This is a genomic window from Micromonospora sp. CNZ280, assembly GCF_011759515.1.
In genome coordinates, this window is sequence record NZ_JAAOYP010000001.1 from 2,652,893 (window position 1) to 2,671,207 (window position 18,315).

An 18,315-nucleotide genomic window follows, 5' to 3' on the forward strand; every position below is an offset into this window, starting at 1 on the left:
ACGCGTGCCGACCCCTTCGGGCGTCGCCCCACGGCGACAACCACAAGGAGCCCCATGAGTGCCAGACCCAGACCCCGCGGCCGGCACACCCGCCTGGCCCTGCTCGCCCTGCTCGCCGCGCTCGCCGCGAGCGCCGCGATGGTCGTGCCCGCCCCGCCGGCGTCCGCCGGCGCGACCACGACCACCTGCGCGCAGATCGTCGCCCTCGCGGCACGCGGCACCGTCGAGCCCGCCGGCACCGGCACGGGGCCGCTCGGCATCTACACGTACGGCCGTCTTGAAGTCGCCCAGCTCGGCCACGCGTCCGGAGGCCTCGGCACGCTCGAACCGGTCATCAACGAGCTGAAGGCGACGCCGCGGATCCAGGTCCGCAGCGCCGGCCTGAACTACCCCGCATGGTGGGAAGAGTCGGTCGGCCTGCAGGTCGGCGTCGACCGGCTGCAACTGGAACTCAACGCGCTCGCCGGGCAGTGCCCGTACTCGCGCACGGTGCTGCTCGGCTACTCCCAGGGCGCGGCCGTCATCGGCAACCTGCTCAGCAACGAGATCAGGCTGACCTTGACGGCGCGCAACAACATCGCGGTCGTGACCTTCTACGGTGACCCCGGCTACCGCAGGGAATACCTCTTCAACGACCCCCACAACACCAGTGACGGCCCCGGGATCCGCTACCGGGCCGCAGGCGAGCTCAACTGGATCGCCTCCCGGCTGCACTCCTACTGCTACGCCGGCGACTGGGTGTGCGACTTCCCCGGGACCGGGGTCGACGTGCACGACAACGCCTACGGCACCTGGACCGTCGCCACCCTGGCGACCCAGTTCATTCTAGGCAAGCTGGGAGTGCCCTGGTCGGGCGGCACCGGCGGCTCCACCTCGGGCGGTGGCGGCAATCAGATCCCGATCCTGTCCTCGTCGGGCCTGATCCTGCAGGAGATCGGCCAGGCCGGCGTCTACACCGGCCCCGTCGACGGCGTACCGGGCACGTACACCTGGCGAGGCGTGCAGCAGGTCGTGAAGGGATACGGCTACACCGGACCCATCGACGGTGGGCCGGCACCACCACCTACGCCGCCATGCAGCGCATGTCCCAGCTCAGCGGCTACACCGGACCCGTCTACGGCGTTCCCGGCCCGTACACCTGGTCCACGCTAGCCCGGCTGATCTGACCCACCGCACCACGGCACCGCCGGCCCAACCCGGCCGGCGAAGCAAGCACGAGGTCGCGTCAAGCCCGGACGCGATCGCAACCCAGGGCACCGGCCAGGTGCCCGAGACCCAGGGAGGAACCTTGACCGAACAGTACGCGCACCCGTGCTGCGCAGGCGGCCAGGACGACAGCCAGAACACCGCGATGAGCCGGCGCAGCCTGCTGCTGAGCGCCGCCGCGGTCGGCGGCGGCGTGGTCGCCGGAGGCCTGGCGCTGCCCGGCCTGGCCTACGCGGCCCCGACGATCTACAACCCGTTCAGCGCCTACCCCATCACCGGCACGTGGCAGGACCACCTCAACCGCGGGTCGCTGGGCGGCATCGACTTCGGCATGGGCGTGGGCACCGCCCTACCGGCCTGCGGCGCCGGGACCATCCAGAACATCCCCTACAACGGGACCGGCGGCCACACCGTCACCATCCACCACGGCGGCGGATGGCGCAGCCAGTACATGCACCTGTCCCAGTTCCTACTGGCCGACGGCGCCTCCGTGGGCTCCGGGGCGATCGTGGGCCGCTCCGGCGGCGCGGCCGGCGCGGACGGTTCAGGCAGCTCGACCGGCCCGCACCTGCACTGGCACATGATCGATCCGGACGGGGTGCGGGTCAACCCGCTCAACTACATCAACAGCCCCGGCCCCCGGCGCCGAAGGTTGACCATCTCCGACTGGAGCGGTGACGGGCACGCGGACGTGCTCGGCGTCGACGCCGCCGGCGACCTCTACTACTACCCGAACAACAACCTCCGGCTGTCGACCCGGACGAAGATCGGCCACGGCTGGGGCACGTTCAAGCACGTAATGGCCGACGACTGGAGCGGTGACGGGTACGCGGACGTGCTCGGCGTCGATGCCGGCGGCTACCTCTGGTACTACCCGCACAACGGCACCGGCCTCGGCGCCCCGGTCCAGCTCGGTCACGGCTGGGGCACGTTCAAGCACGTAATGGCTGCGGACTGGAGCGGTGACGGGCAGGCGGACGTGCTCGGCGTCGACGCCGCCGGCGACCTCTACTACTACCCGAACAACAACCTCCGGCTGTCGACCCGGACGAAGATCGGCCACGGCTGGGGCACGTTCAAGCACGTAATGGCCGCGGACTGGAGCGGTGACGGGCAGGCGGACGTGCTCGGCGTCGATGCCGGCGGCTACCTCTGGTACTACCCGCACAACGGCACCGGCCTCAGCACCCCGGTCCAGCTCGGTCACGGCTGGGGCGCGTTCAAGCACGTCTTCGCCTCCGACTTCTCCGGTGACGGGCAGGCGGACGTACTGGGCGTCGATGCCGGCGGCTACCTCTGGTACTACCCGCACAACGGCACCGGCCTCAGCACCCCGGTCCAGCTCGGTCACGGCTGGGGCACATACCCGTTCGTCATGTAGGACCCGGGTGTGCGGGCGGCGGTCGCCGCCCGCACACCCCTCTGCGGCTGCCGTGGCCACGCCCGAACGTCATCCTGTCGGCGGCGGAGCCAGCAGCACTATCTGTCCATGTCGATGCGCCACCAGTGCTTCTCGTCGGTCGCTCCCCCGGGCCAGAACTCCAGCAGATCTCCTGGCGCGAGTCCAAGCGTGCGTTCGATCTCACCTGGGGTAACGTTGCGCAGTGATTCGGACAGCGACCGGATCAAATCGAGCCAATAGCCCCGGAGCGTGGACTCGCCCACGAACAGTCGCTTCGCGACCTGGGCGTAGCTCAGCCCACGGGCGCGGCCGTGCAGGATCTGCCGCTGACGCTCGCTGAGCAGGGTGATGCAGCCACGCCGGACCAGCACCTCGAGGATCCCGACGACGGACTGCGGCATGACGGTGCCACCCAAGGCGACATCGAGGAAGAGTTGCTCGGCCCGGCCGGTCGGCAGCGCCTTGGAGACGACCCCGCTCGCACCCGCCGCGAGGCAGGCCGCGAGGACGAAGCGGCGCTCCTCCTGGCTGTAGACGCAGACCCGGTAGCCGCAGCCGGTCAGGGCACGAATCGCGGCGATTCCCTGCCGGACGTCAGGCTGTTCGACGTTCGCCAGGTGCAGGTCGAGCAGGACCACATCCACCACCGGGTGGTGGACCATCAACTCCTCTACCGACGAGACCGCGGCGACGACGTCCAGATTAGGCATGAGCAGGCTGAACGAGTCACGCATCAGCGCCGCGTCCTCGACGACCGCGACCCGTGGTCTCATGCCGCCTCCTCGACGGAGGCGTCCCCGGTTACCCGAACGGACGCCGGTTCGGGACCCGGCGAGATCGTCACGGTCGTCCCGTCGCCGACGGCGGACTCGATCTCGACGTCGAGCCCGCACCGCCGCAGCTCGCCGACAACGACCTCACGCAGCCCGACCCCGACCCGCACCGCCACCGGATCGAAGCCGACGCCGTCGTCGCGCACGGTCAGCGTCCAGCTCCTGTCTTCGATTTGGTCGAGGTGGACCACGACCTCGGCTGCCCGCGCGTGCGTCCGTACGTTGAGCAGCAGGCTCTCCAGCGCGCGCTCGACAGCCTCGGCCTGCGCGGCGGGAAGCCTCAGGCCGGCGCCAAGGTCGAGCAGGGTGTCGATGGACAGGTCGGCGAACCGGTCACACACCCGCTCGATCATCGCAGCGAGCGCTACCGAGGGTCCGGAGCCGTCCGGTCCGATGGTGGCGGACTCATCCCCGTCCGGCGCCCGGCCGCGCAAGTAGGAACGCATGCGCTTGAGTTCCAACTCCGCCAGGTCGATGAGCCCGGAGCGCGGAACGCCGGTCTCCGGCTCGGTGAGCAGGCGCATCACGGCGACACCGTTGTGCATCATCACCTGGGCGCGGCGTTCCTCCTCGCGCCGCGCCAGCTCGGCCGCGCGGGCCTGCGAGGCGTCGGCGTCGCGCGCGATCCGACGCATGTACCCGAAGAGCATGCGCGCGATCAGCGCGTACACCACATAGGTGAGGACGTTGCCGATGGCGCTCGGGGTCATGTCTCCCCAGAGCTCGCCGCCGAGATACACCACGTAGCAGGCGGCGACGCCGAACAGGCCGCCAGCCCAGAGGGCGACGCTGCGGACACCGCTGGCCGTGATGATGATCGACAACGCGTAGCCCGGCTGGTACGCGACCCAGGTGCCGAAGCGTTCCGCCGACGCGAGCACCAGCGGCCCCAGGACAAGCAGTGCGCAGGCCAGCGCGAAGTCCATGGCGGACACCGCCGCGCCCGGCGGGCGACGGCGCACGAGTGTCGCCACGCTCACCGCGACCGAGGCAAGGGCCGCGGCGAACCAGCACGCAAGGTAGCCGGCCGGGCGCGGCGACGTTGCCACGCCGTTGTTGATCGCCGGGATCATTTGCGCGACCGTGCCCAGACGGACCCCCGCGATGAGGTATGAGAACGTCCGCTCGACGCCGGCCCTGGTCGTCGGCAGCTCCGCGGCCCGCCACAGCCTGTTCCAGCCGTTCATGCTCCTCCCAGCGTGATCGGCGGCACCGGTCGTGCACTGTTGACGGTTTCGCCGGGCCGTGGAGAGCCCGCGGAAAGCCAAGGTACGCATGAACAGCAACTATGGCCAGTACCTCCGACGTCGCCCGGGCTGGAGGATCGGAACACGCCGGCGGGCCACCGTCCGCCCCGGCGGATTCCCCCAACACCGCGCGACGGTCCCAATCCTCGCCGAGGTCGGGCACCTGCTTGACTCCCCAGCGGGCTGGCGAGGGTCCGCCCGTCAGCGTGATGTCGTGGATCGCGCGACACAGAAGGTGCCCGAGGACCGGTACTCCAGCGTTGCTGGACTCATCAGCGCTTGGCGTGACACGACCCAGCCATAGCGGCCTTTCGACGTTGAGCCGGGCGTCGCGCCTCTCGTGGCGCTGCCTCGTCGGAGTCTTCGGCGTGGGGGAGGCCGAGGCTGACAGGCGTCGGTCACCGCGGTCCGGTGCCCGGCCCTTGGATCCCGGGCCGAGGGAGCGCACATCGAGATCTCCGATGATGTGCGCGGTGTGTGCTCCCCAGCGGATGCCAACCCGGGTGAACCGGTGCCAACGCGGGTCACCGCGGCCGACCGCCGGTCGCAAACCGGGGTTCGTGTGCTCCAGGTGTAGTCCTGGGCTGGGCGAACAGGGGTCCGGGTGACGTGGGTGAACGTGGGCCACTCCCGGCCACCTCGGGTGAACCCCAGGTCGCTAGACTGGGCGCTCGCGCCCTCGTAGCTCAGGGGATAGAGCAACGGTTTCCTAAGACGGTGCTCAATGTGTAGCCGCAGGCTGTTTACCTGCGGCTCTGCCATTTTCGCCTCATGCCTGCTGGTCGCACCCCGCGTGCTGGTGTGCTCGCTTGCTGAAGATCAGCAGAACGGCTGTCGCCCCTGCGTGTGGGGCTTACCGCTTTGTGCGACGCCCTCTTCGTAGGGCTGCCTCGGCTTCATGGCGTCGACGGATGGCGGTTGGCTGGCTGGGCCAACCTGCTTGCTGCGCGTGCACGTGCAGGTCTTCGAAGTCTCGGGCTGGATCCGTCCTCGGCGTGGTCGGCGGGAGGAGTGTCGGCTCCGCCGTAATCCCTGTCTCACCACCACGGAGCCACCCGCTGAGGGGCGGCGGGTAGAGGAGACCGTACCCAAGCCTCCTGGCCGGGGAGACCATTATCGGTCGACGGCCCGCAGCCCGTGCGTCCGCCAGCGGAGGCTGGGCGGTCGTTAGGCGGATCGACCACGGGGTTTCAGGTCGGTAGTGCTCAGAGCCTTACCTGGAGATCCCGGCCATGCCGGAAACCGAAGGATGTAACGCGCCAACAACGGCCATCGCCTGTTGATGTTGGAAGGCTGGGTGCACGGCTCCCTACTTATCAATTGCGGGGGATCAATGCGTTCTCGTTGCGCGGTCGTGGCCGCGTCCACGCTGATACTGCTCAGTTCGGCAGTCCCGGCTGCGTATGCGGCCCAGCCGTCGAGTCAGGAGCCGGCGCCGAAGTCCGCAGTCGAGCATCTACCGCGGCCGGAACGGCCGCGCGAGGTGAAGGATCGCGAGTTCGACCCGCACTCGGTCCTCGTCCGGTTCAAGCACGGCGCCTCCGCGGCGGCGAAGGATCGGGCGTTGAAGAGCCGTGGCGCCAGCCGCGTCGGCGCGGTACGGGGCACCCGGTACGTCGAGGCACGGACCAGCGGGGCGGCCCCGGACCTGCTGCGCCAGCTCCGGGACGACCCGGCGGTGGCGGAGGTGTCGCTCGATTACCAGCGACGGACGGCGGCCCTGCCGAACGACCCGTACTTCGCGGACGGTCAGTCGTATCTGGACACCGTTCGTCTGCAGCAGGCATGGGACCTGAGCAAGGGCTCGACCAGCCAGATCATCGCGGTGGCGGACACCGGCGTTGACGGTCTGCACGCTGATCTGCAGGGCGTGACCGTGGAGGGCTACAACGCCATCACGGGGGCGGCCATCGCGGCCGGCACGAACTCGGACGACAACGGCCACGGCTCGATGGTGGCCGGTATCGCCGCGGCCAACACCGGTAACCGCATCGGCATCGCTGGCGCGGCCTGGACCGCACGGGTGATGCCGATCAAGGTGCTCGGTGCCAGTGGCAGCGGCTACGATTCCGACATTGCCGCCGGGATTACGTGGGCCGCCGACAACGGTGCGACGATCGTGAACCTGTCGCTGGGCGGCCCCGCCGACAGCCCCTTGCTGCATGATGCGGTCACGTACGCCACGGGCAAGGGTGCGCTGGTGGTCGTTGCAGCCGGCAACTATGGGAGCGGTCTGCCGCTTTATCCGGCGGCATATCCCGAGGTGTTGGCCGTCGGTGCCACGGACAGCGCTGGCAGCCTGACCGAATTCAGCTCGTGGGGCGACCACATCGACGTGGCGGCGCCCGGATCCGACATTATGTCCACCGGCCGGAACCAGACGTACGTCGTGGGCGACGGCACGTCGTTTGCGGCACCGATCGCCGCCGGCGTGGCGTCGTTGGTGCGTACGGCGAATCCGTCGTGGACTCCGGAGCAGGTGATCGCTCGGCTTCGGTCGACGGCCCGGGACGCCGGCCCGCGGGGCATCGACCCCTACTACGGGTTCGGAGTACTCGACGCGTACCACGCGCTGGGCGGCACGCCTGGTGGGGAGTTCCCGACGCGGGCGCTCGGCGCGAGCGAGCCGAACGATGTGCCGGCCCGGGCGACCGTCTTTGCCACCTCGGTCACCGGCACCCTGGCAGCCGAGGGCGACGTCGACTGGTACCGCTTCGACTCCACCGGAGAAGGGTCCGTCGACGTCACGGTGACGCCGCCGACGCGCGACGGCAGCATCGCCCAGAATGCCGACCCGGTTCTGACGGTGTACGACAAGGACCTGCGACTGATTGGCAAGGTTGACAAGGCGGGTCCGGGTGGCGCGGAGACGCTGAAGTTTGTCGGCGACATCGGTACATACCACGTTTCGGTGCGCAACTACAACGGGGCTGCCGACAGCCGGTCGTACACCCTCGCGGTCGCCACCGGATCCACCGCCCCGTTGTTCCAGCCGGCGACGTGGACCAGCGTCGGCGATGCGGAGGCGCGGACCGTTGACGTCGCGGATGTGACCGGTGACGGCCGCGACGACGTCCTTCTCATGACAAGCGGCTACACCGGTTCGGAGAACGACCACAAGCTGCTCGTCTTCGCGCAAAGACCGGACGGCACGCTCGCCCCACCGGTGCGTTACGGAACCGACGCCGTCCCCCACCCCTTCTTCGCGGTGTTGGACACCAACGGTGATGGTCGTCAGGATGTCGCGATCAACACGGTGAGTGGCATCAACATCCTGCGGCAGACCGCTGCCGGGACGCTGGAGAGCGCCGGGCTGCTACCGGCCAAGGGCAGCCCGGTGGCCGCGGACATGGACGGCGACGGCGACACCGATCTGGTCGCCACCGCCTCCAACGTGGGCATCACCCTGCTGACGCAGGGCGACGGCGGCAACTTTACGTCGACCCCGGTCACCGCCGATGACGTTGGAGAGGTGGAAGTGGGCGATGTCGACGGGGACGGGAAGGTCGACGTCGTCGGCGCGCCGCCGCCGTACCTCGGCAATGCGCCGATCTACGTCTACCACCCGACCGAGACCGGATGGACGCGAACCAACCACCCGACGGGTATGACGTCCCCCCAAACTGTCAACGGCATCGAGGTCGCCGACGTGAGCGGGGACGGTCGCGCCGACATCATCACTACGTTCGGCGGCAACAAGCCGAGTGCCCAGGTCAGCGTGCTCGTGCAGAATGCCACCGGCGGGCTGGGCAACGGGGCACTCTACCCGGTCTGGGACATCCCCCAGCCGGTCGAGGCGGCCGACGTCACGGGCGACTCCCGCCTGGACGTGGTCGTCTTGCACGGAGGATGGCACACGGTCAGCGTGCTGCCGCAGACGAGCGACGGGCGGCTCGGCACGCCGATCAGGACCGACGACCTCCCGTACGCGACGAGCTACACCATGCAGGGCCTCGCGCTGGGTGACATCAACGGCGACAACCGGACAGACGCGGTGGTCGCCGACTACAACAACGGCCTGGTGATGTTGCGGAACAACAACGGCCCGACGCGGGGTGGGCCGCAGATGTGGGTGCGGGACGTCTCGCCCGCTGATTTCGCATCGGAGGTGTCGCCGGCGGCGGTGCCGTCGGTGACCTTCCAGCGTGCGGTCGATGCGGAGTCGGTGTCGTCGTCGACCGTGCGGTTGGTGGACGGCCGGACGGGGGCGGCGGTGACGGCGTCAGTGTCGTACGACGCCGGGACGCGCACGGCGCGGGTGACGCCAGCGGTGGCGCTGCAGGACGAAACCCCGTACCGGTTGGTGGTGGAGGGGGTGCGGGACACTTCGGGCGAAGGCCAGACGGAGCGGTTCAGCAGCACGTTCAGCACGGTGGACACGGCGCCGGGTCCGGTGAGCGACTTTCAGGCGACCGGGGCGCTGAGGGAGGCGGGCCTATCGTGGACGGTGCCGTCGATCGCGGATTTCGACCAGGTGATCGTGCGCATGGACACCGGCAAGACAGCGCCGTCGTCGGTGACGTCGGGCACCGCCGTGTATGCGGGGACCGGATCGAGTGTGACGGTGAGCGGCCTGACCGACGGGTCAACCTACACGTTCGCGGCGTGGGTGCGGGACCGGTCGGGTAAGCTGAGCAGCCCCAGCACGGTGACGGTCACCGGTTCGGCGGTGACGATCTCCAGCAGCGCGAAGACGGTGACCTACGGCAGTTCGGTATCGCTGACCGGCCGGTTGACCCGGACGGACACCCGGGCGGCGATCGCTGGGGCGTCGGTGCAGTTGTACGGGCGGCCCGAGGGGTCTACCACCTGGTCGCTGGTGGGGACGGCGACGAGCAACAGCACCGGGGATGTGTCGCTGAGTCACACTCCGAGCGTCAGCACCGCCTACCAGTGGATCTACCATGGCACCACCGGGTACACGGGTGCCGACTCCCCGCTGCGGGCGGTGCAAGTCCGTACGCGGTGACGGCGACTGTGTCGTAAAGGGAGAGGTGATGCCGCCTCTCCCTTTACGTCAGCGCGAGCTCATAGCGACCCAGGCCGACGAAGGAAGCCGCTGGCGCTGCCGCGTCCGCGGCTTTCTTGCGCCAGGTCGCGTAGCTGGGTGCGTACTGAAACCTTCACTGGCAGGAAGTGCAGCGAGTATCCGATGAAAGTTCCGAACCCTGGCGGTTCGACGCCTTGGCCTCAGCCGAGAAATGCAAATCCGGCGACGCCCGCAATCTGCTCGCGCTGAGTCGAGGGTTTACTCGGTGCGGGTGTGAGGTTCCGTCAGGTGCTGGTGAGCGAGAGGGCGTCGAGCACGCCGGTGACATCCAGGACTCGACGGGCGGTCCTGCTGGGATTGGTGACGACGAGTTGTCTCCCGGTTGCCGTCGCGGTGTTGCGGGCGGTGATCAGTGCGCCGATGACAGTCGAGTCAATGAACTGGACCGCTGCCATGTCGACGTCGACCCGCTGCGCCGCGTTGATCGTGTGGGTGAGGAGGTCCAGGAGGTGGGCCGCTCCGTTGACGTCGATTTCCCCTCGGAGCAGGACGATTCTGCGGTCCGGCTCGACGTGAACTTGGTGCTGCCAGCTTGGCTGGGGGTTCATCATTTGGTGCCCTCCCCAGGGCTGCTGAGATCGTCGTTGTGTCGTGCGCCCGATGCGGCGCTGATGTCGGGGCCGATCGATGGCTGCAAGCATACGGTGACCGTGGCGGTCACTCCGTCGGGGCGGCGGGTGAGGATGAGCCCGTCGGTCAGCTGGTGGGCTAGCCACAGTCCCCGCCCGCCGGGCACATCGGCGGTCGGTGGCCGCACGGGCAGATTGTCAGTCGTCTCGCCCTGGTCGGTGATCTCGCAGATCAGGATGTCTTCCTCACGGCGTAACTCGATGCGCCCGTGGCCGCCGCCATGGCGGACGGCGTTGGTGATCAGTTCGTGCGCGGCGAGAACGAAGTCGAAGTTGGGATCGCCGACGAGTCCCGCGGCGGAGACCTTCGCGGCGAGCGCGTGTCGGAGGGCGGTAACAGTCGCGCCGGTGAAGTGCTGTGACATCAGGGTCGTGACCGCGCCACGGTGTGGCCGTGCCGGGTCCGCCGGCTCGGGCCCCCACGCGTCCGCACCCATGCTGGCAGGCTACCTACTCCTGCAAGTTCCGCGACCCTTGCTCGCCGACAAGTATCCCCAGCTCACGGCACCCGCCGGTGATCACCCGACTGGGACAACCGATGCTCCTCGTCCCGGCAGCGGTCACGCCACCACCCACTGGGTCTTCCGGCCTGCTCGGCGAGCAGGCCGTCGCGGCCGAACCGGCCTACTCGGTGGCGACGGCGTCAGTGTGCATGTGCCGCACGACCACCGCAGCGGCAGCCCGAGGCAGGATGACAGTCTGTTGGCGGACGGCCGCGACGGCGGGCACGAAGCCAACTGCGGCTAATGCATGGCAAACGGCGGTGACAGCCGGGACACGACATGGCGGACTATCGGCCAACCCGGGTCGTGATAGTCAAGCAGAATGTCCAAATGACGGCTGGCACCCAAGGGCACGGCGCTCGCCTGACGGTCAGCGGCGCTCAATGCCAATGCGGTCGGGGCATGCGTCGCCACGCGAAGGTTGATGAGCTGAGCCTCGTCTCCGCTGGCCGGTGCCGTCATACCTGCGATCATCATGACCGTCGGTTCGCTCGCTTCCCTATCGGTCGACTCTAGGCGGGCAAAGTCGGGGCGGCCCGAGCTGGAAACCCAGTAGTGGCAGGGCCGACCACGCGCGTGCAATCCGCGAACCAGGCGACCAACGACAGTGACGTGCGAGGCCGGGCAAGTTACCACCACCCGCAAGCCCTTACCGACCGTCGCCGCCACGATCAGGTCAGCAACGGTCGCCAGCACTACACGTTCACGCGCAATGGCGGACAGGTCAAGCACACAAATGCCCTTCAGCCCAGGCAGACCGGCACCAGCTATCAATACGGCCTCGGCACCGGACTCGGGGCGAGATGCTGCCGGCCCGACGTGGACTGTTGTGGCGTCCCGAGCCGACCTCTGCACTGCCACCAATGCAGGCGTCACGACCGCGACAGCCGTTACATTGACCTGTGCGCCGGTGCCGTTTGCTGGCAGGACCCGCCCCGACCTGGTCGCAGGCCAGCAACACCCAACCGTGAAAGTTACTGCGCTGCGGCGGTCGGTAGTCCACCGAAGGTGGTCGCGGCGCGGGAGGTGAACTGAAGCGGAATCCGTGCGGCCGCTGCCGCAGACAGTGCGGCAGCGGCGGCGGGACTACCTACGACGGGCCACCCCGCAGGGCGCCCTCCACCATGTGATCAGATCCGCAGATGAGTGGACGGGGCAGGTAGTGGTGCCTCAGTCTCCAGCAGTGGAGGAGCGGTAGCGGCTGACTACAACCACGGCGATGGTGGCGGCGCCGGCCAGTCCCGCGAGCGTCAGCAACCAGAGCCCGGATCCTACGCTCATCTGGGTGGCGGCGCTCATCGCCTTGCCAAGGCCCAGGGGATCGTCCTCACCGGACATGCTTGCCCGCATGTCCGCCTCTGCCGACTGAAGATCGACGATCTTCCACGCGCCGAGTCCGAGCAATCCGAGGGCGGAGAGAGCAGCAAGGACCGGCACGACGAGAGGCATCCGTTGACCCCGCAGGGCCAACCCGGCGTAGACGGCAATCGCGAGACCGAGTCCAGCCGTGATCCAGCCGTCCGAACCGTCGACACCCGACACGGTCATCGTCCCCAGGATCGGTGCGCTCACCTTGGCCCAAGGCATGAATGAGCCAATGATGGCGGCGAGGCCAGCGCCCAACACGATCCATTCACGGATTGGTCCCGATGCGGCAGGCGTCCCTGCGGGCCCACGGACGGGTTCACCCACGGACGGCGGTTGGTCCGGCGGAGGCGTGGCGGATTCATGCACCATTGTTCGGTCCCTCTGGATGCCGATGCCCTTCCCGTCTTTCGAGATGAGCGGAGAGTCAGCAATCTATGACTCCACCACAACAGAAACCAGCGGTCGTACGGATGACCGAGGTGTGATCGCTCGTGCAGCAATTCTGGCTGGCCGTCGGACGTCCGGCCAGATTGGAGCGGACGGAGCGCGTGTTCGCCGACCTCGGCGCCTCTGTGACGGATGTTGGCCCGGCGCCAGCCGGAGTCACCGACCGCGGCGCGGGGACACCTCAACCGACCGTCGGATAGCGGTCGTCGTCGCCTGTCTCGGATAACCAACCGCATCAGCCTGCGCCTGAGCTGTCAGTCGTCCTCTTCCTCGCCGCGTCCCTGCGAGTAGCTAGCCAGCAGGTCCTGCAGGCGGGTCACGGTGTCGGCGCTGATCCGGCCCCGCTCGGCCGCCTCGGTGACTCGCTCGCGCAGTTCCTGAATCCGCTTGGTTCGGTCCTTGGGCTTGCCTTGGTTGAGGCCGGCGAGCTTGTCCCGCAGGTCGTCGGCCGTCTCTGGGTCGATGTCGTTCCGGCTCTCCGCGTTGTCGACTATCGCCGCCAGTTCGGCGGCCAACTGCCGCGGGCTGACCGGAGTGAGCTTGGTTGGCGGGCTGCTACCCGGACCCGACGACGTGCCCGACGCGACCGATGCCGGCTGGTCGACGGGTGCGGCGACGACCGGCTCCGCGACGGGCCGAGTGTCGGGTTCGTCGCCGAGGGCGAGCGTTCCGACCAGCCCGACGACGAGAGCGAAGCCGGCCGCGATGAGCACCGTAAGCAGCCGTTTCGAGTAGCCCGACGGGCTGGCCGGCGAGGTGGGGCGCATTAAATTAGTTCCACCCACCACCGCCCGCGCGGGCCGATCCATGGCGTGCGCGGGCGGTGCACTCCGGCCGACCTTCCGGACGCGCTGGTAGGTGAACCACACGGCCCCGGTGTCGGTGGCGGACCTGGTCCCGGTGAACACGCGCTGATACTCCTGCGCCACGCCGATCGCGACGACCTGGGACCGGCCGGTGGCCGCGGCTTTGCGCATCAACGGCATCACCTGGTCGATCTTGCGTTGCGGCCACGGGCTGTCGGCCAGCACGCCCGGCCGGGTCTTCTCCTTCTTGCCGGTGAAGCCGATGACCGGGATGTCGTTGGCCTCGGCGAACGACATCACCGCCCGGCGGAAGGCCTGTCCACGGCGTTCCAGCAGCGCAGGCGACGGCACCGGCATGCCCTCGTGCTGGTTGAGGAAGCTGACCACCTGCCCACCCACGACCAGGTTCGGCACGGACATGGTCAGATGGACCCGGTCCAGGCAGTCGACCTCCAACAGCTTCGGCCAGTCGAGCACGTCGTTGACCGTGACCGCATTCGTTCTCGTCAGACGTGAGGCCATGACCAACCTCCGCATCCACGCCTACGAATGCCAGGATGACCCCACCAACAGCGACCCGACCAGCCCAGCCACCCACCTCGGCGCTTGATCTTGAGTCGGGCCTCGGCGCGGGTGCGGAACCGCTGCCGGTGGATGTACTCGACCCCGAGTGGAGTTGAACGCCTCGGCGGCGGCGTTGTCCAGGGCGCAGCCGACCCGGCCCATTGACTGCAGGACACCCAGCCGGCGGCAGGCCTTGGCGTAGTCGGCGGCGGTGTACCTATCCCCTTAGGTCCGGCCTCCACGCTATCGGGGAACCTCAGGGAGAGATTCAAGAGGGGTTTGCTCGGCTCGAAGTAGCGTTGCCCTCCAGGCTCGACAACCCAGGTGGATCGAGCATCGGAGGACCCGTTGAGTACGTGCCGAGCCAGTCGCTGGCGCCGTGGCCCCGCAGGTCGACGGCGTACACCGTCCGATCAGCGGACACGCCTGAGGCGATCACGTCCCAGTCGCGTGCGATCTTTCCGGTCGCGGGGAGCAGCGCGCTGGGTGCCTGGTCCGTGTCGACGGCCGGCCAGACCCGCAGTGAAAGATGCTGGTCTCCGACCGCGATGTCCAACAGTCCAGTCACACCGTGAGCTTCTCCGACCGTTGCTTCCGAATTCGAGACATTCTGCCGCGAGCAGACTGACAGGCTGCACGGCCACGATGATATTGACGTCATCGCCGTCCATGTCGATCGTGGCCCTACTGGTTCAGCTCACCCGCCGGGCGGCCGGCAGCAACCCGATCACCCGACAGGCGATGCCTTCCTCGATCCCGGCAACCTGGGCCTGGTCGGGAAGCGCCCCACGTAGATCAGGGTCGGCATGCTGGCGGGCCGCCCGGGGACGGCGCTACGTCAGGCTGGCGTCGCGGTGAAGGCTGCCGCGTGGTAGGCAGCCCATTGGGCGTAGGTGAATGCGGGCCGCCCTGTGACCTCCTCGACGGTCGGCAGTACCTGCGCGGTCTTGCCGTCGGCTGAGGCGAGTACGTCCAGGAGAAAGTCGACCGCCGGTGGCGGCGCTCCCTGGAGCAGCTGCTCCGCCCGGAACTGGTCGCTGGGCTGCTCCTCGAACCGCAGCGGTCGCCCGGTCGTCTCGCTGATGATCCGCACGCGGTCGATCTGGGTCAGTGACTGGGGCCCGGTGAGTGTGTACGTCTTGCCGAGGTGCCGGTCGAGCAACGCGCGGACGGCGACCGCGGCGATGTCGCGGGGGTCGACGGGGGCCTGCGCGGCATTGCCGAATGGCGCGCGTACGACCCCGCCGGCCGCGATCTGGTGTGCCCAGGCGAGGTCGTTGGTCATGAAGACGTCGGGGCGTACGAACGTCCACGGCAGCCCCGACGCAGCGACGGCCTCTTCGAGTGCCAGATGCTGCTCGCCGATCCATCCCGGCCTGGGGTACGTGATGGCCGATGAGGAGAGCAGTACGACGTGCCGCAGGCCGGCCTGCTTCGCCGCGTCGAGGAACCCGTCGGGCGCGCCGAAGACGGGAAACAGGAATGCCCGCTCGACACCATGAAGTGCTGCCGGCAGGGTTTCCGGCCGGGTGAGGTCGCCGGGCAGGACCTCGACCTCGTCGGGAAGCGCGCGGGTACGGGGGTTGCGGGTGATGACGCGTACCTTCTCGCCGGCGGCGACGAGTTGGCGGACGATGTTGACGCCGACGTTTCCGGTGGCGCCGGTTACCAGGATCATGGGTTGTGATCTCCTTTTCCCAGGGTCGGTTATCGACGGGCTTCGTCGCGGCCGATGATCAGGAACACGGCGACGGCCGCGAGGCAGAGGAATCCGGCAGCGGCCAGGCTTGCGACGTTGTAGCCGTGTACGGCTGCCTGGGCGGCAAGACCCGCGGCCGGTGCGTGGGTGTGGCGGAAGTCGGCGGCGGCCGAGCCCGCGATGCTGCCGAGCAGCGCGACGCCCAGCGAGGAGCCGACCTGCATGGAGGTCATGACGGTGGCTCCCGCGACCCCGGCGTCCGGTCCGGCGCCCAGGGTGGCGGTGTTGTTGGCGGGCACCAGGACCCAGGCGTTGCCGAGTCCCAGCAACACGACGACGGGCAGCAGGTGTGTGGCGTAGTCGCTGTCGGGGCGCAACAGGCCGAGCAGCGCGAGGCTCGCGGCCGTGACCAGCAGACCGGGACACAGCAGCCACCGCACCGGGGCGCTGGCCACGATCCGGCGGGCGAGCCGTACTCCGAGGATGATGGCGGCGGTGTACGGCAGGAAGGCGAGCCCGGCGGTGAGCGGGGCGTAGCCCAGGACGTTCTGCAAGTAGAAGGTGAGGAAGAAGGATCCGGCGAAGTTACCCACCGCCATGCACAGAACGGCCAGGTAGGCGCCGCCTCGCCGGCGGTGCAGGACCACGCGCAGGGGTAGCAGCGCATGGGTCGTCCGGTTCTCGACCCCGACGAACAAGGCCAACAGCACGAGCCCCGCCGCGAGGCCGAGCATCGTCGACGGTGTCGTCCAGCCACCGGATTCCGCTTCGCTGAACCCGTAGACCAGCGCCATCAGCCCCGACGTCACGAGGGCAGCGCCGACCAGGTCCACCCGCGTGCCCGTACGACGGGGCGTGGCAGGCACGGCCACGACGACACCGACCGCGGCGATGGCCGCGACGGGCACGCTGACGAACAGGCTCCAGCGCCAGCCCGCGTAGTCGGTCAGCAGCCCGCCGAGGATCAGTCCGATGCCCGAACTGCTGCCCATGACCGTGCCGTAGATCCCGAACGCCTTGGCCCGCTCGTCGGGCGTGGTGAAGGTCGTGCCGATCAAGGCAAGGACAGCGGGGGTGAACAGCGCCCCGAACACCCCCTGCAGCCCGCGGGACGCCAGAAGCATCGCCGGGTTGACCGCCACGCCGCCCAGAACGGAGGCCAGCGCGAGACCGGCCAGCCCGATGAGCAGGCACCGTTTGCGACCGATCAGGCCGGACAGCCGGCCCCCGAGCAGCAGGAGCCCACCGTAACCGAGGGCGAAGATGGTGATTACCCACTGGCGTTCGACATCGGTGAGTTGCAGCGCCCGCTGGACGGTCGGCAGCGCGATATTCATGATCGTGGCGTCTGCCGTGATCACGAGTTGGCCGATGGCCACCGCTACCAGTGCCCACCAGCGCCGCGGATCCGCGGTAACGGCCGACGTCGTCGTACGAACTGCACTCGTCAGGCTCGGCATGACGTCACCGCAGGTCCCGGAAGAACGCTCGTACGTCGTCGACGAACAGGTCGGGCACCTCCATCGCGGCGAAGTGGCCGCCACGGTCGTACTCGCTCCAGTGGGTGATCGTGTACGACCGTTCGGCGAGGGGGCGTACGGGCCGGGTGATGTCGTGCGCGAAGACGGCGACGCCCACCTGAGGCGGGCAGGGCAAGGGTCCGCCGAACGCGCTCTCGCGGGTGAGGCGCGCCGCGGACGCCGTGGTGGCGGTGAGCCAGTAGAGCGCGACGTTCGTGAGGATGCGGTCGTCGCTGATCTCGGATCGTGGGTCGATCCACTCCGTGAACTTCTCGGCGATCCACGCCAGTTGCCCGACCGGTGAGTCGATCAGGGCGTAGGACACCGTCTGCGGCCGGGTGGAGTAGAGCACCTGGTGAGGGTGCCGCTGAGCCATGAGCTGCTTGATCCGCGCCAGGCGAGCGCGGTTCTGCTCAGACAGATCGGCTTCTCCCGCCCAGTTGGGCGGCGGAGGCGTGGGCAGGTAGTTGAGGTGTACGCCGACGAGGTTCTCCGGGGCGACCGCGCCGAGCGTACGGGAGATCCCCGATCCCCAGTCGCCGCCCTGCGCCCCGTACCGGTGGTAGCCCAGCCGCCGCATCAGTTCAGCCCAGGCTCGGGCGACGCGGGTCTGGTCCCAGCCGCGTTCCCGCGTCGGGCCGGAGAAGCCGAAGCCGGGGATCGACGGGATGACCAGGTGGAACTGCTCGGACAGTGGGCCGATCACGTCGAGGAACTCCACGACCGAGCCGGGCCAGCCGTGGGTGAGGATCAGCGGCAGCGCGTCCGGATCGGCGGATCGCACGTGCAGGAAGTGGATGTTCTGCCCGTCGATCTCGGTGGTGAACTGCGGGTGGTGGTTGAGTTCGGCCTCGTGCTTGCGCCAGTCGTACGCGGTGCGCCAGCGCTCGGCCAGTTCGCGTACCCGCCACAGTGGGATGCCGTAGTCCCAGCCGGCGTCGGGCAGCTCGTCGGGCCAGCGGGTACGAGCCAGCCGGTCGGCCAGATCATCGAGGTCGGCCTGGGGGACGTCGACACGGAACGGCTTGATCATGGTCATCT

The 18,315-nt window shown here is 68.9% G+C and carries 13 protein-coding genes; 3 read left to right on the top strand and 10 right to left on the bottom strand.

Features of this window, described 5'->3' with window-relative positions; translation table 11 throughout:
* Positions 1-54 precede the first annotated feature (54 nt).
* Together FHX32_RS12695 and FHX32_RS12700 are read left to right on the top strand one after the other, a co-directional pair.
* Positions 55-1,152: a cutinase family protein gene (locus FHX32_RS12695; RefSeq protein ID WP_167181256.1), complete on the top strand. Its 1,098-nt coding sequence runs from the start codon at positions 55-57 to the stop codon at positions 1,150-1,152.
* A 136-nt stretch (positions 1,153-1,288) separates the two neighbouring features.
* The gene (locus tag FHX32_RS12700; protein WP_208418059.1) at positions 1,289-2,587 is read left to right on the top strand and encodes an FG-GAP-like repeat-containing protein; all 1,299 of its coding nucleotides are present in this window, start codon (positions 1,289-1,291) and stop codon (positions 2,585-2,587) included.
* A gap of 98 nt (positions 2,588-2,685) precedes the next feature.
* Here the strand turns inward: FHX32_RS12700 and FHX32_RS12705 are convergent, their stop codons facing one another.
* Both FHX32_RS12705 and FHX32_RS12710 read right to left on the bottom strand, forming a co-directional pair.
* Positions 2,686-3,381, bottom strand: a complete 696-nt coding sequence (locus FHX32_RS12705; protein WP_167181258.1) for a response regulator transcription factor — start codon at positions 3,379-3,381, stop codon at positions 2,686-2,688.
* Positions 3,378-4,628 (bottom strand): ATP-binding protein, encoded by a 1,251-nt coding sequence (locus FHX32_RS12710; RefSeq protein ID WP_208418060.1) that lies wholly within the window; start codon positions 4,626-4,628, stop codon positions 3,378-3,380. Before FHX32_RS12710 ends, FHX32_RS12705 begins: the two co-directional genes overlap by 4 nt.
* Before the next feature lie 1,414 nt (positions 4,629-6,042).
* Between FHX32_RS12710 and FHX32_RS12715 the strand changes: the two genes are divergently transcribed.
* Positions 6,043-9,657: a S8 family serine peptidase gene (locus FHX32_RS12715; protein ID WP_208418061.1), complete on the top strand. Its 3,615-nt coding sequence runs from the start codon at positions 6,043-6,045 to the stop codon at positions 9,655-9,657.
* Positions 9,658-9,962: 305 nt separating this feature from the next.
* Here the strand turns inward: FHX32_RS12715 and FHX32_RS12720 are convergent, their stop codons facing one another.
* The 8 genes from FHX32_RS12720 to FHX32_RS12760 all read right to left on the bottom strand — a co-directional run bounded on the left by FHX32_RS12720 (position 9,963) and on the right by FHX32_RS12760 (position 18,307).
* Positions 9,963-10,289, bottom strand: a complete 327-nt coding sequence (locus tag FHX32_RS12720) for an STAS domain-containing protein (protein WP_167181262.1) — start codon at positions 10,287-10,289, stop codon at positions 9,963-9,965.
* The gene (locus tag FHX32_RS12725) at positions 10,286-10,804 is read right to left on the bottom strand and encodes an ATP-binding protein (protein ID WP_167181264.1); all 519 of its coding nucleotides are present in this window, start codon (positions 10,802-10,804) and stop codon (positions 10,286-10,288) included. Before FHX32_RS12725 ends, FHX32_RS12720 begins: the two co-directional genes overlap by 4 nt.
* A 306-nt stretch (positions 10,805-11,110) precedes the next feature.
* Positions 11,111-11,602, bottom strand: a complete 492-nt coding sequence (locus tag FHX32_RS12730; RefSeq protein ID WP_167181266.1) for a hypothetical protein — start codon at positions 11,600-11,602, stop codon at positions 11,111-11,113.
* A gap of 438 nt (positions 11,603-12,040) precedes the next feature.
* Positions 12,041-12,442, bottom strand: coding sequence for a hypothetical protein (locus FHX32_RS12735; RefSeq protein WP_167181268.1), 402 nt, complete (start codon positions 12,440-12,442; stop codon positions 12,041-12,043).
* 497 nt (positions 12,443-12,939) lie between these two features.
* Complete coding sequence (locus FHX32_RS12740; RefSeq protein WP_167181270.1) at positions 12,940-14,013, bottom strand: hypothetical protein; 1,074 nt, start codon at positions 14,011-14,013, stop codon at positions 12,940-12,942.
* An 880-nt stretch (positions 14,014-14,893) separates the two neighbouring features.
* Positions 14,894-15,733: an SDR family oxidoreductase gene (locus tag FHX32_RS12750; protein ID WP_167181272.1), complete on the bottom strand. Its 840-nt coding sequence runs from the start codon at positions 15,731-15,733 to the stop codon at positions 14,894-14,896.
* Positions 15,734-15,762: 29 nt separating this feature from the next.
* Positions 15,763-17,214 (bottom strand): MFS transporter, encoded by a 1,452-nt coding sequence (locus tag FHX32_RS12755; protein ID WP_167181273.1) that lies wholly within the window; start codon positions 17,212-17,214, stop codon positions 15,763-15,765.
* 4 nt (positions 17,215-17,218) lie between these two features.
* On the bottom strand, positions 17,219-18,307 hold the full coding sequence (locus FHX32_RS12760) for an epoxide hydrolase family protein (protein ID WP_167182664.1): 1,089 nt from the start codon (positions 18,305-18,307) through the stop codon (positions 17,219-17,221).
* Positions 18,308-18,315: the final 8 nt, after the last annotated feature.